General features: G+C 35.2%; 14 protein-coding genes and 1 riboswitch. Of the genes, 12 read left to right on the plus strand and 2 right to left on the minus strand.

Annotated features, from left to right (window positions below; all coding sequences use genetic code 11):
* The first annotated feature begins 36 nt into the window (after window positions 1-36).
* The 8 genes from rluB (at window position 37) to FH036_RS11550 (ending at window position 8,511) form a co-directional block, all read left to right on the plus strand.
* Window positions 37-765 (plus strand): 23S rRNA pseudouridine(2605) synthase RluB, encoded by a 729-nt coding sequence (rluB, locus tag FH036_RS11515; RefSeq protein WP_000440555.1) that lies wholly within the window; start codon window positions 37-39, stop codon window positions 763-765.
* A gap of 94 nt (window positions 766-859) precedes the next feature.
* Window positions 860-1,381 (plus strand): thiol-disulfide oxidoreductase ResA, encoded by a 522-nt coding sequence (gene resA / locus FH036_RS11520; RefSeq protein ID WP_000742200.1) that lies wholly within the window; start codon window positions 860-862, stop codon window positions 1,379-1,381.
* 121 nt (window positions 1,382-1,502) lie between these two features.
* Complete coding sequence (gene resB, locus FH036_RS11525) at window positions 1,503-3,128, plus strand: cytochrome c biogenesis protein ResB (protein WP_074532718.1); 1,626 nt, start codon at window positions 1,503-1,505, stop codon at window positions 3,126-3,128.
* 14 nt (window positions 3,129-3,142) lie between these two features.
* The gene (gene resC / locus FH036_RS11530) at window positions 3,143-4,300 is read left to right on the plus strand and encodes a cytochrome c biogenesis protein ResC (RefSeq protein ID WP_000250094.1); all 1,158 of its coding nucleotides are present in this window, start codon (window positions 3,143-3,145) and stop codon (window positions 4,298-4,300) included.
* Between the two features lie 302 nt (window positions 4,301-4,602).
* On the plus strand, window positions 4,603-5,319 hold the full coding sequence (gene resD, locus FH036_RS11535) for a DNA-binding response regulator ResD (protein ID WP_000426862.1): 717 nt from the start codon (window positions 4,603-4,605) through the stop codon (window positions 5,317-5,319).
* Entirely contained in the window at window positions 5,319-7,094 is a 1,776-nt protein-coding gene (gene resE, locus FH036_RS11540; RefSeq protein ID WP_000964668.1) for a sensor histidine kinase ResE, read from the plus strand. Before resD ends, resE begins: the two co-directional genes overlap by 1 nt.
* Window positions 7,095-7,231: 137 nt before the next feature.
* Window positions 7,232-7,813, plus strand: coding sequence for a cob(I)yrinic acid a,c-diamide adenosyltransferase (locus tag FH036_RS11545; protein WP_000781264.1), 582 nt, complete (start codon window positions 7,232-7,234; stop codon window positions 7,811-7,813).
* An 83-nt stretch (window positions 7,814-7,896) separates the two neighbouring features.
* Window positions 7,897-8,511, plus strand: coding sequence for a peptidoglycan DD-metalloendopeptidase family protein (locus FH036_RS11550; RefSeq protein ID WP_000645699.1), 615 nt, complete (start codon window positions 7,897-7,899; stop codon window positions 8,509-8,511).
* A 31-nt stretch (window positions 8,512-8,542) separates the two neighbouring features.
* On the opposite strand, the gene FH036_RS11555 is transcribed toward FH036_RS11550, so the two are convergent.
* Window positions 8,543-9,229 (minus strand): hypothetical protein, encoded by a 687-nt coding sequence (locus tag FH036_RS11555; protein ID WP_000711807.1) that lies wholly within the window; start codon window positions 9,227-9,229, stop codon window positions 8,543-8,545.
* 245 nt (window positions 9,230-9,474) lie between these two features.
* A riboswitch (FMN riboswitch) is annotated at window positions 9,475-9,614 on the plus strand.
* 162 nt (window positions 9,615-9,776) lie between these two features.
* Here FH036_RS11555 and FH036_RS11560 point away from each other — a divergent pair.
* Window positions 9,777-10,355, plus strand: a complete 579-nt coding sequence (locus FH036_RS11560) for an ECF transporter S component (RefSeq protein WP_000810855.1) — start codon at window positions 9,777-9,779, stop codon at window positions 10,353-10,355.
* 122 nt (window positions 10,356-10,477) lie between these two features.
* Here the strand turns inward: FH036_RS11560 and FH036_RS11565 are convergent, their stop codons facing one another.
* Complete coding sequence (locus FH036_RS11565) at window positions 10,478-10,726, minus strand: ferredoxin (RefSeq protein ID WP_001151996.1); 249 nt, start codon at window positions 10,724-10,726, stop codon at window positions 10,478-10,480.
* Between the two features lie 297 nt (window positions 10,727-11,023).
* Between FH036_RS11565 and FH036_RS11570 the strand changes: the two genes are divergently transcribed.
* Genes FH036_RS11570 through FH036_RS11580 form a run of 3 tightly spaced genes read left to right on the plus strand, consistent with a single transcriptional unit; the run spans window position 11,024 to window position 14,167 of the window.
* Window positions 11,024-12,085 (plus strand): YpbB family protein, encoded by a 1,062-nt coding sequence (locus tag FH036_RS11570; RefSeq protein ID WP_044790502.1) that lies wholly within the window; start codon window positions 11,024-11,026, stop codon window positions 12,083-12,085.
* Window positions 12,075-13,604, plus strand: coding sequence for a RecQ family ATP-dependent DNA helicase (locus tag FH036_RS11575; protein WP_000762993.1), 1,530 nt, complete (start codon window positions 12,075-12,077; stop codon window positions 13,602-13,604). Before FH036_RS11570 ends, FH036_RS11575 begins: the two co-directional genes overlap by 11 nt.
* The gene (locus FH036_RS11580) at window positions 13,604-14,167 is read left to right on the plus strand and encodes a CPBP family intramembrane glutamic endopeptidase (protein WP_001025762.1); all 564 of its coding nucleotides are present in this window, start codon (window positions 13,604-13,606) and stop codon (window positions 14,165-14,167) included. The genes FH036_RS11575 and FH036_RS11580 overlap by 1 nt, the downstream gene beginning before the upstream one ends.
* Window positions 14,168-14,179 lie beyond the last annotated feature (12 nt).

Raw genomic sequence — 14,179 nt, forward strand, 5'->3', positions numbered from 1 at the left:
ATGTAAGGTAAGATAAATTCGAGGTGAAAAAAAGAAATGGAACGATTACAAAAAGTGATTGCGCAAGCAGGTATTGCATCGAGAAGAAAGGCTGAGGAATTAATTCAGCAAGGAAAAGTGAAAGTTAACGGAAAAATAGTGAAGGAGTTAGGAACGAAAGTAACTCCTCAAGATAAAGTAGAAGTAAATAACATCCCTCTTGAAAAAGAAGAACCTGTTTATTTTTTACTATATAAACCAACTGGCGTAATTTCAAGTGTATCAGATGATAAAGGAAGAAGTGTTGTAACAGACTTTTTCCCGGAAATTACACAACGTTTATTCCCAATCGGACGCTTAGATTATGATACGTCTGGTGTATTATTAATGACAAACGATGGGGACTTCGCAAACGTATTAATGCACCCTAGATATAAAGTTGAAAAAACATATGTTGCAAAAATAAAAGGTCCACTAACAGGTGAGAAAATCCGTATGTTAGAACGTGGTGTAATGTTAGAAGACGGGAAAACAGCACCAGCGCGTGTGAAAATTATTTCTTGGGACAAGCGTAAAGAAATGGCGATTGTACAATTAACAATCCATGAAGGACGTAACCGTCAAGTACGTCGTATGTTTGAAGCCTTAGATTGTAAAGTAGTGAAACTAAAGCGTGAACGCTATGCCTTTTTAGAAGTGGGTAGCTTGCGACCTGGTGATGCAAGAGAATTGACGCCGCATGAGGTGAAACAATTACGTGCATTGGCTTCTACAAAGCCTCGCTAATCGATATTGTGAAACTTTCACCAGTGGAATGCTCCGCTGGTGATTTATTAAAAAATACATATATTCATCACTAGTCGAAGAGAGGGGAGACAATATGAAAAAAAATCGCTTATTATTTCGCGTTATTATTCTGCTCATTTTATGCGGTGCTGTAGGATTTACACTTTATCAAGGGTATTTCACTAAAGAAGAGAAAATGGAAATTGGAAAAGAAGCACCTAACTTTGTTGTGACAGATTTAGAAGGAAAGAAAATTGAGCTAAAAGATTTTAAGGGAAAAGGTGTATTTTTAAACTTTTGGGGTACGTGGTGTAAACCTTGTGAGAAAGAAATGCCTTATATGAATGAACTATATCCAAAGTATAAAGAAAAAGGCGTTGAAATCATTGCGTTAGATGCAGATGAAACGGATATTGCTGTTAAGAATTTTGTGAAACAATACGATCTTAAGTTCCCCGTTGCAATCGATAAAGGTGGAGAAATTATAAAAACGTATGGAGTAATACCATTACCAACAAGCTTCTTAATTGATAAAGATGGTAAGGTGATTCAAGAGATTAAAGGTGAACAAACGAAGGAACAATTGGAGGAGTATTTAAAGAAAATTACTCCGTAATAAAGAAAGCCTTTACATAAGTGGCGCTTACCTATAGCGCCTTCGGTTTAAAAATTCTGAGTATTGCGGTAACTTGAGGTTAGAATATACAATAGTACATATAGATACAGGGGCGGTGAGAGTGTTGAAAGAAATTAAGTGTGAATGTGGACATGTGAATCCGATAGGAACTGTTTTTTGTGAAGCTTGCGGGAAACCATTTGAAAGCAATGAAAATATAAAACTATTGGATATGCGCTATGAGGGGAGTGCTCGAAGATCTCTCACGCAAACAAAAACGATAGTCGATAAAATTTGGAGTTTTTTCTCTTCTGTAAAAGTCGGTGTGTGGCTCATTGTAATTACTTTAGCTGCATCAGCGATTGGAACTATTTTTCCGCAAGAAATGTACATAACTCCAGGGATTGCACCCGCCGAATATTATAAGCAAGAATACGGATTTTTAGGGCAATTATACTATCAATTAGGTTTTAATAATTTATACGGTTCATGGTGGTATATGATGTTAATTGCTTCAATTGGTATTTCTCTTGTGATATGTAGCTTAGATCGTGTCATTCCACTTTATAAAGCTTTAAAGAAGCAAGGGGTAAAAAGACACCCTAGCTTTTTAAAGAGACAGAGATTATATGGCACTGGTACACCGCAAGAGGGAGATTTTGAAAAAGTTCAAAAGAATTTAAAGAAAACGAACTATAATGTGAAAGTGGAAGACGGAAACGTTTTAGCAGAAAAGGGACGGTTTTCACGCTGGGGTCCATATGTGAATCATATCGGTCTTATTATCTTTTTATTCGGTGCGATGCTTCGTTTTTTACCGAGTATGTATGTAGATGAAACGCTTTGGTTACGTGATGGTGAAACGAAAGAAATACCAGGGACGGATGGCCAATATTATTTAAAAAGTGAGAAGTTTATAAAGGAAGTTTATGATAAAAGTAAGGACAAGGAAGTTTTTGATGAAGCAATTGACCGTGTCGGTGATAAAATGATTGCGAAAAACTTCCAAACGAATGCCGTATTATATAAAGCGGTAGGTGAAAAGGTAGCTGGACAAAAACCAAAATTGGAAAAAGTAAAGGAAGTTGAAATTCGAGTAAATGAACCGCTGAAATTTGATCAATTTGCTGTTTATCAATTGAGTTATAGAGAAAATGAATTTAAAAGTATGTCCTTCCGTTTGCAAAATAAAGAAAATAATCAAAAGTGGGGACCGATTAAAGTTGATTTAACAAACCCTGCAGAAAAATATGATTTAGGAAATGGTTATTCTTTAGAACTATTAAGCTATTTTCCTGATTTTTATTTTGATGAGAATGGAAGACCAAACACAAAAACGAAATTACCAAACAACCCTGCATTTGTATTTAAAATGTTTACACCTGAAACACCAGATGGTGAAGTGAGTTTTGTTGGTATTCAGCAAAATATAGAACCAGATGGGAATAACAAATATAAAATGTCCTTTGCAGGTGTGGAAATGCAAAATGCAACTGCGCTTACTGTAAGGAAAGATTTAACGCTTTGGATTCTCGGTATTGGAGGATTTATATTTATGGTTGGTGTCATTCAAGGTATGTATTGGAATCATCGCCGTATTTGGATACAACGTGTTAATGATGAATGGTGGATTGCAGGACATACGAATAAAAATTGGTTCGGTTTAAAGAAAGATATCGAAAGAGTACTAGAAGGTACAGCAATTCCGCAACCAAATGATAAAGTAGTCGATAAAAAAATTAGTTAAGGTGGGGAAACGATATGGTGCAAATAAGTAGTAACTTTCTCTTTACCGCATTTATTTTATATTTAATTGCAACTCTATTTTTCGGGGGAGCAATTAAAGAAAAGGGTCATAAATGGGCAAATGTAGGAATAACGATTACAATTTTAGGATTTATTGCACAAACAGTATATTTTGTTACAAGGTGGATTGCATCAGGACATGCACCAGTTAGTAACTTTTTTGAGTTCGGTACGTTTTTCGGCATGATGCTTGTTGGAGCATTTATTGTCATGTACTTTATGTACCGCGTAAGTATCATTGGACTATTTGCATTACCAGTTGCACTTTTATTAATTGCTTATGCAAGTATGTTTCCGAGGGAAATATCACCGCTTATTCCATCTTTAAAAAGTAATTGGTTACATATTCATGTGACGACTGCGGCTGCAGGACAAGCAATTTTAGCAATTAGTTTTATTACGGGCGTTATGTATTTATTGAAAAATGTAGATCAATCAGTGAAAAGTAAACGTACATTTTGGCTAGAGACGGTCGTGTTCACACTTGTTTGTACAGTTGGATTTATTGGAGTGACAACGGTATTTTCTAGTATGAAATATGAAGCGAAGTTTCAATGGATTGATAAAAATGAACAACAAGTGGAAATGAAATACAATCTGCCGGCTTTAGTTGGACCACATGAAGGGAAGTTGCTGACAGAAAATAAATTAGAACCGACAGTTGAAGTTCCAGCGATTGTAAATGCAAAAAAATTAAATACTGTAATTTGGTCTGTGTTAGTCGGAACGCTACTCTATATCGTATTAAGGCTAATTTTACGTAAACGAGTATCAGCGGCACTTCAGCCGTTAGTGAAAAATACGAACAGCGATTTGTTAGATGAAATAGGATATCGTTCTATTGCAATTGGATTCCCAGTTTTCACATTAGGTGCATTAATTTTCGCCATGATTTGGGCTCAAATAGCGTGGACACGTTTTTGGGGTTGGGATCCAAAAGAGGTTTGGGCGCTTATTACTTGGCTCTTTTATGCTGCGGTATTACATTTACGTTTATCAAAAGGATGGCATGGAGAGAAGTCAGCGTGGTTAGCGGTAATTGGTTTTGCAATTATTATGTTTAACTTTATTGTAGTAAACTTAATTATCGCGGGTTTACATTCATACGCATAGAGAAATAAAATAGGAGAGTGTATGTCACTTTCCTATTTTATTTTTGTCAACTTTTCTTCTTTTTTGAGAAAAACATGACAAAGTAGCGGTTGATTTTGTAAAATGATGTCGAGGACATTATATACTGTTCAAAAAAAATACATAGTTTTGGAAAAAAATTGAACAAACTTTATTATTCTTGTGAAGCATAATATGGAAAGTGAAACATTTAGAGGATTGCTTAAATAAACGAGAATAGCGCAACATAATAGTATAGAAGGGTAGGTGTGAACCGTTGTGGTAAAAGTACGCAACGGGTAGAAATGGAAAATGAATCAAGAATTTTAATTGTAGATGATGAGGATCGTATTCGTCGTTTGTTGAAAATGTATTTAGAAAGAGAACAATACACAATTGAAGAAGCAGACAATGGTGATACAGCTTTAGAAATGGCACTGCAAAATGATTATGATTTAATTTTATTAGATCTTATGATGCCTGGTAAAGATGGTATCGAAGTATGTAAAGGGGTTCGTGAGAAGAAAGCGACGCCAATTATTATGTTGACAGCAAAAGGTGAAGAAGTAAATCGGGTACAAGGGTTTGAGGTAGGAACCGATGATTATATTGTGAAACCATTTAGCCCACGTGAAGTAGTGCTTCGAGTGAAAGCGGTCTTACGCCGTTCTGTACCAACAACATTCTTTACGCAAGATACAACGACAAAAGATGTTACTGTATTCCCTCATTTAACAATTGATAATGATGCACACCGTGTTACAGCAGATGGTAATGAGGTGAACTTAACACCGAAAGAGTACGAATTACTATTATTCTTAGCGAAAGCGCCTGATAAAGTATTCGATCGTGAGCAATTGCTAAAAGAAGTATGGCAATATGAATTCTTCGGAGATTTACGTACAGTTGATACGCATGTAAAGCGTTTACGTGAGAAGTTAAGTAAAAAATCACCCGATGCTGCGAAGATGATTGTTACCGTTTGGGGCGTAGGTTACAAGTTTGAGGTTGTGAACGACTGATGCTTTGGAGAAGTGTAGTAGGGAAGTTATGGATGACCATATTACTTCTCGTTTCGTTCGTGCTTGGATTTGTTGCGATTTTACTTTCACAGTTTTTTAGAACATATTATGTTGATATGAGTGAAGCTAGGCTTCAAAAGGTTGCAACAAGTGTTTCAGAGTTAATTGAAGAAGGTGCCGATGTCAAAACGATTGAGAATATCGCGTACAAATTCTCTGACCCACTTTCAAGGATCATTATTGTAGAAGATGGTAAAGAAATATCTTCTTCACCGAAACAAGAAGGATTAGTCACTCTTACAATGGATGACTTAAAAGAAGATAAAGAATTAGCGGCTGTTTTTACAGACAAAAAAGAAATTAAGAATAACATTAGAAAAGCCTCTAATAGTAGAAAGAATAAAAATACTGAAAATGATATTATGATTGTCGGAAAACCAGTACAGTCAAAAAATGAAAGTGCAGTGTTTGTATACGAATCTTTACAAGTACCGATACAAGGTATGGAAAGAACGACTGATTTTATATTCTTATCAGCAGGGATTGCGATTATATTAACAACTTTCTTTGCATTCTTCTTATCTACTCGAATTACAGCGCCACTTCGTAAAATGCGTGAGGTTGCTTTTGAGGTGTCGCGTGGGAAGTTTGATGCAAAAGCTCCTATGGTATCCCAGGACGAGATTGGTGAGCTTGCAACAGCCTTAAATCAAATGGGGAAACAGTTGAAGTTTAATATGAATGCCCTGCAGCAAGAGAAAGAGCAGTTAGCTAGTATTTTAAGTAGTATGGCAGATGGGGTTATTACATTAAATCAAGAGGGTGAAGTCGTTGTAATCAATCCGCCGGCTGAACATTTCTTACAAGTTTGGCAAGAAGAAAAAGAGATAGAGCTCAGTAAAAAACTACCTTCTGAACTTGTTGAACTATTCCATCTCGTTGTAGAAAGCGAACAACAACAAGTGGTTGAAATTAATTTACAAAAAGGTAACTATGTAGTTCTTATGACGCCGCTTTACAATCAAACGAAAATTCGCGGGGCTGTAGCTGTATTGCGTGATATGACGGAAGAACGCCGTCTTGAGAAGATGCGTCAAGACTTTATTGCGAACGTATCACATGAACTTCGTACACCGATGGTCATGCTTCAAGGGTATAGTGAAGCGATTTTAGATGATATTGTGCAAACAAAAGAAGAAATTAATGAGTTTGTTCAAATCATTTATGATGAATCCGTTCGTTTAGGTAAACTTGTAAATGAATTGTTAGATTTAGCGCGTATGGAAAGTGGTAATGTAGAGTTACATATAGGTGAAGTTGATATTCATCCTTTCGTTGAAAAAATAGGTCGTAAATTCCAAGGGATTGCGAAGGATAAAGAAGTCGCGTTAACGGTTGATTTCAAAGATTCAATTGAGCAGTACCCGTTTGATGCAGATCGTATGGAACAAGTATTGACGAATTTAATTGATAACGCAATACGTCATACGAACGCAGGCGGACATGTAACACTTGTAATTGATACGAAAAATAATGGTCTTATTTTTGAAGTGCAAGATTCAGGCGCCGGTATTCCAGAAGAAGATATTCCATTTTTATTTGATCGTTTCTATAAAGCTGATAAAGCAAGAACACGTGGGAAAAAAGGTGGAACAGGACTCGGGCTTGCGATTGCCAAAAATATTGTGCAAGGCCATGATGGGAAAATTGCTGTTTCAAGTGTTGTTGGAGAGGGAACTACATTCTCTGTATATTTACCGAATCGTATAATTTAGATATGTGTTTTTAAAGTTGATAATGAATAAAGTTCTACTGTTTTTTATTTTTTTGTAAAATCAATTAAATAAATAATAGTAGAACTTTTTTTCTAACTTAGTCGAATGAAGAATAATGAGAGGGGTGTCGTAAAGCGATGAAATTATATACAAAAACAGGAGATAAAGGAACAACAAGTGTAATAGGTGGCAGAGTGGATAAAGATGATATCCGAGTGGAAGCATATGGCACGATAGATGAGGCGAATTCTCATATTGGATATGCGATGACGAAACTACAAGGCGGGGCTTTCGGAGATATTTACAATGAACTTGAAACGATTCAACATGAACTATTTGATTGCGGGGGAGACTTGGCGATAGTAGGCGAGAAAATTCCTTATAAAGTAAAAATTGAAATGGTCGAAAACTTAGAAGGTAGAATTGATTCGTATATAGAAGAAGCACCGCCGCTAGAGCGCTTTATTTTACCAGGTGGAAGCGAGTCGGCAGCTGCTATTCATATTGCACGTACAGTTGTAAGGCGAGCGGAACGATGTATCGTATCCTTGCAAAAGGAAGGAGAAATAAATGCAGTTGTTCTAAAGTATGTAAATAGATTATCTGACTATTTATTTGCAGTAGCTAGAGTAATAAACGCTCGATTACAAGTAAAAGATGTAGAGTATAATCGCAGTGCAATCGTTTTTCGTGATAAGAAAGAGAAGGAAGTGGAGTGATTCACTTTCTTTTTTGTATAGTTTTTTCTGTAATATACCAAAATAGAGAAGGTATGGTCGTAATTAGAAAACGGAGGATGTATATGAAAGCTTTAAAATATGGCGTCATGTTATTGACAGTACTGTTTTTATCTCAATTACATGTGTACGCAGAGGGAAATCAATGGGCATGGCCTGTTGAAGGGCAGATAAGTGATTATTTTGGGACAAGGCACGGAAAACACTACGGTATAGATATAGCGGCACCGATCGGCGCGCCTGTGTCAGCTATTCAAGAAGGTAAGGTAACAAAGTCTTATTATTCAAGTAGTTATGGAAATGTTGTTTTTATTAAACATGGAGAATATGAGGCTGTGTATGCACATTTAAATAAGAGATATGTAGTTCAAGGGGATTATATTTCAAAAGGAGAAATAATTGGAGAAGTAGGAAATACAGGAGAATCCCGAGGTGCACACTTACATTTAGAAGTTCATCAAGGAAGATGGACGATGGCAAAAAAGAATGCGATGAATCCATTGCTTGTTTTACATGAACAAAGAAATGAAGCAGTTTCTTCATCGTTATACGTCGTCCAAAAAGGCGACACTCTAGTTAGCATTGCGCGGAAATTTAGAATGTCAGTTAAGGAAATTCAAGAAAAAAATGGGTTGCAACAAGAGCTGATTTATCCAAATCAACAATTATATGTAAAGTAAAAAAAAGAGCTAGTTTATAACTAGCTCTTTTTTACCAAAAAATAAAGACACATATAAATCCAGAAATAGCTAAGTAGCTATATAAGTAAAATACTTTCGCTCTTGTTTTTTCGTTTGTTCGAAATAGTACAATAGTCGGTTCAATTAAACCAATTGTCAAACAAAGTAAACCAAGAAGCATACAACCGATTGAAATAGAGTACAGGGCGATTTGTGGTCCTTGAAATGGAATCATCCATTTTAATAAAAATGCAATGAGTGCAGTATAGCAAATGCTGCCGATGTATTTATTCAATGGTGCATTAGAACGGAAACCAGGAAGCTTTTTTAAGAAAGAGCGGGAAACAACTTCAGTTTGTAAAGATGTATGCTCTTCTATTATTTTTTGAGCTTCTTTTCCTTTTTGGAAAAGGGATAATATCCAGTTTCGCTCACCTTGAAAAATAAATTGTGAAGTTGTCAAATAATGATCAACCTTTACTTTATTCCAACTCTTCCATGGATGACGCTCACATAATTTTAATTTACTTTCTGTCTTTTTATCATACTGATAAATACTGATGCCATCTTCATCGAAAGCAGCATAGTATGTCTCGCTTGAGAATGTGCCTAAATCAATTGGACAGTAGAAAAGTAATTCTTTTTTTAAGTAAAAGTATTCTTTCCTTAAGTTTTTTTTCATTGTTTCTCGAATAGAGTGTCTCTTCTCTTTCTTCATGACATTTCCTCCATAATCCAGAAAATGTTCTTATCTTAACAATTCAACATCTTATCACTTTTAATTATATATGACTAGGGGATTCATAGGAGAAATGCCGAATACTAAAAAATATGGAGTGTATTGTAAAATATAATGAATGATTTTGATTATGTAAAATTAATAACTTATTTTTAATAAGTTACGATTTTTTTGTTCACAATACGATCATGTTGTTGTATAATGAAGTAGAAAATAGAATATCGGTCTATCTTCGGGGCAGGGTGAAAATCCCGACCGGCGGTGATGAACTATATGTGATTTTGTTCTAAGCCCGCGAGCCGTTAAGGCAGGATTTGGTGTGATTCCAAAGCCGACAGTACAGTCTGGATGGGAGAAGATGGAGGTTCAAGCGTTCAAAAAAGATAGGTATTTGAACGTCTGTTTGATGTGCCTTAAATTCTCCCTTTGTGTAAAACACAAAGGGTTTTTTCGTTCTATGAAAAAGTAGGCATAGCAGAACCTTTCCACTTTCCATGAGATGATCGATGGAAAAGGAGAGAGAAAGATGAAACAAAAAAACAGTGTAGTGCAGATGGTGAGTGTAGCAATGCTAAGTAGTATTGCATATTTACTGATGATGTTGGATTTCCCGTTCCCAGGGCTGCCACCATTTTTAAAAATTGATTTTAGTGATGTGCCAGCTTTAATTGCTGCGATTATTTTCGGACCAGTTGCAGGGGTAATTGTAGAAGCGATAAAGAATATTTTACATTACGGGATTCAAGGGAGTTTAACGGGAGTACCAGTTGGAGAAATTGCTAACTTTATTGCAGGATGTTTATTTATTGGACCAGCAGCTTTCTTATTTAGGAAGTATCGTACTGTTAAGAGTTTAACGACAGGATTAATGCTAGGGACAATTACAATGGCGCTCATTATGAGTGTATTAAATTACATCATCATATTCCCAGCTTACACTTGGTTTTTAAATTCACCAGCTATGTCTAGCGAAGCGATAAAAACAACGGTTGTAACGGCAATCTTACCATTTAATTTGATTAAAGGAATTGTTGTAACAATTGTATTTGTAGCGTTATTCTCACGCCTGAAAGTATGGGTATTTGCAAAAATGAAAAATGCATAAATATAAAATAAACCCATTAGTAGTATACAACTACTAATGGGTTTTTATTAAGGAGACTGAAAATAGAAAACAAAAAATACCCCTCAAATGAATGAGGGGTATTTTTTGAAGTTAATAAAAGACTATTCGAATTTTAAAGCATCGCCGTCGAATGATTCGTCAGCAACTTTAATTGAGTCAGTTGGACAACCTTCGAATGCATCCATCATATCTTCAAGTAATACATCTGGAATTTCAACGATACCTTGGTTATCGTCTAATGTTACGAATGCAATACCTTCATCATCATAGTCATAAATGTCTGGTGCAGCAGCGCCACAAGCACCACATGCAATACAAGTATCTTTATCAACGATTGTATATTTTGCCATCTTTTTTCCCTCCTGATAATATGTATGTGAAAAGCTCGCCATAAAAATTATAACCTTATTGTAAAACGGTTTTTAAAACTTTTCAACATAAAATTATAATGATAATCCTTATCAATTAGAGTGTCAACTAATTTCTGCATTATGTCATAAGATTTTCAAAATACGTAAATGTTATTTCGTTTGGTACAATATAATATATACAAGTATATATTGCCCATATGATAAGTTTAATGAGTAACGGTAGATGGAGCAATCATATCAAAAGCAATTAAGTTAGATTGAAAGGTGGAAGCGGTAATGCAACTACAATATACTGTATTGTATTGTTTAAAACAATTGAATGGTGAAAGAACCGTTTCTTCTATTTATTATTTATTAAAGGGAAAACGTTCTTCGCAAACGTTACAAGATGGAAATATGTTCCGAATTTCTTTTTTGTTTGGAATATATAAATCGTTAAATAGAAATGAATATGATCGTGAAGTTGCAAAGTTGTTGCAAGCAGATTTGATTCAAGAAATACATGAAAATACATATTTGTTAACACCTAAAGGTAAAAAGCAGTTACATACATGGGAGGAAGGGTATGCTTTTCCAGCCCATTTGCATGGTTTGCACTATGGTGAATTAGGTGAAACGTTTTGGAAAAGATTATCTTTAATTATTCAAACTGTATCTAATTTACAACAGAATAATACGAAGTTTATTCCTATTCAACAAGATACAGAAATAATGGTTTGGGTGAAACGCTTTTTAACAGGTATGCCGTATAGGCGTAGTGAATTGGCAAAAAGATTATGGAAAGAAATATATACTCTTTTAAGGAAATGTGATGTGGTAGAAGCGACGATTGTAACATATAGATTAACAGGATATGAACGTATCGGTTGTACATTGCAGCAATTAGCAGAAATTACGAAACGAGATGTTTTCAGGGTGTACTTTTTATTTTGGGGTACAATTCATTTCCTTATACAAGAAGTTCGCGATTATGAAAATGAATTTCCGTTATTATCTGAGATTATCTCTTATCCAAATGAGAGAGCTGAATTATTTAGTTTATCAACGAAAAAAACATATAATTTTTGGAGGCAAGGGCGCTCATTAGAAGAAATAGCGACAATTAGAAATCTAAAGGTTGCAACGATAGAAGATCATTTTGTTGAAATTGCTTTGCGAGAAAGAGATTTTTCAATTGAAATGTTTATGGAAAAAGACAAAATAGATAAAGTAACAGAAGTAATTGATGCATTACAAACACGTAAGCTGCGTGAGTTGAAACAAGCGGTTGGAGAGGATATCTCTTATTTTGAAGTTCGTCTTGTATTGGCGCGGATGGAGGGTATAAATGAAACTTGAGGAATATTTATATAGGTGGTTTGGATATTCTGAATTTCGTCCAGGTCAAAAAGGAGTCATTACAGATTTATTGGAAGGAAAAGATGTTATAGCGATGCTTCCGACCGGAAGAGGGAAGTCTATGTGCTATCAACTTCCAGGGCTTATGCAAGAAGGGACAGTACTTGTTGTATCACCATTATTATCTTTGATGGAAGATCAGGTTACACAATTAAAATATGTTGTGAAAAACCGAGTGATAGCATTTAATAGTTTTCGGACATTACAGGAAAAAAGAGAAGCGATGAAAAGATTAGCTTCTTATAAATTTATTTTTGTTTCACCAGAGATGTTGCAGTCGGAATTGTTAATAAGAGAATTGAAGAAAGTTCATATTTCATTATTTGTTGTGGATGAAGCTCATTGTATTTCGCAATGGGGTTATGATTTTAGACCAGATTATAAAAAACTAAATGTAGTTATTGAAAATATCGGGTCTCCTACGGTGCTAGCATTAACTGCAACAGCGACGAAAGATGTACTCCGAGATATAGCAGAGAGTTTGAATTTGGAGAATGTGACGCAGCATGTGTATTCTATTGATCGTCCAAATATAGCAATGGAAGTACAATTTGTGGAGACGATAGAAGAGAAGAAAGAGGCGCTTTTGGAACAGGTGATGTATTTACAAGGGCCGGGGATTGTATATTGTTCAAGCAGAGCGTGGACAGAACGTTTAACGGAATATTTAAGAGGAAAAGGCGTTACTGGTGTCGCTTTCTATCATGGTGGTATGGAACATGAAGAGCGCATGTTAATTCAACAGCAGTTTATGAATGACCAGTTGCAGCTTGTAATATGTACAAGTGCTTTTGGTATGGGCGTAAATAAATCAAATACGAGATATATTATTCATTTCCACTATCCGACTAATATAGCTTCTTATTTACAAGAAATCGGAAGAGCTGGAAGAGATGGTGAACCTAGTATAGCTATTTTACTATGCAGTCCGTTAGATCACGATTTACCAATTTCAATCATTGAAGATGAATTGCCAAGCCAGTCACAAATACAATTTTTATTTTCTTTACTGCAGGAAAGAATGTTTCAAACGAAAGAATTACCAATAGAAGAGGTAGAAGAAATTTGTTATAATGCAGCAAGATTTAATGAACAATATTGGCGTTTCATCCGCTATCATCTTGAAAAGCTTGGAATCATACAACAGAGAAAATTAATATTAGAGAGCTTGTCAGATGAAATTATGACAAGATTAATAGCTGAAGTAGAAATCAGGCTACGTAATAAATATAGTGAGCTAGAAAACATGAAATCATGGATACAAGTGAAAGAATGTAGACGTGAATATTTGCTGCGACAGTTCGGTTACAGAAAAGAGGGCGAGTTAAAGAATTGCTGCGACTATTGTCATATTACAAAAACAGATTATAAAAAAAGACAAGCGCAACAATCGGATTTCGACTATAATTGGGAAACAGAGTTACAAAAGCTTTTCGGTCTAGAAAAGATGGGGGAATGATGAACATTCAAAGGCATAATATTGAAGATATGAGTCCGAAAGAAATAAGGCTGAATCTGTATATCACACAGTTCATTATTATCGGTATCGGTTGTTTACTAGCATATATACTATTCCGAGATATAAAATCGGTGTATAGTCTGTGGAAATGGGAACCGGTGTCTATACTTATAATAGGTGGCTTGTTAGCGATTGGTATTGTGTTATTAGATTATGTTGCAATGCGAGTATTTCCAGATTCTTGGTTTGATGATGGTGGTATTAATGATAGGATGTTTCAAGGGATGTCGGTTATGCATCTACTTGTTATTACATTCATTATCGGCTTTGCGGAAGAATTTTTATTTAGAGGTGTAGTGCAGACGCACTTTGGTATTGTAATAGCGAGTTTCGTATTTGCAGTATTACATATTCGGTATATAAAAAAGCCATTTTTGTTTTGTTTCGTCTGTTTCATTAGTTTTGTTTTTGGCTATGTATTTGAATGGACAGGAAATTTGTTTATAACAATCTTTGCACACTTTCTTGTTGATTTTATAATGGGGCTCCAATTAAGAAAATAAATGGAAGGTGGT

Origin of the sequence: Bacillus sp. CD3-5, assembly GCF_006349665.1 — a bacterium.
Classification (GTDB): Bacteria; Bacillota; Bacilli; order Bacillales; family Bacillaceae_G; genus Bacillus_A; species Bacillus_A paranthracis.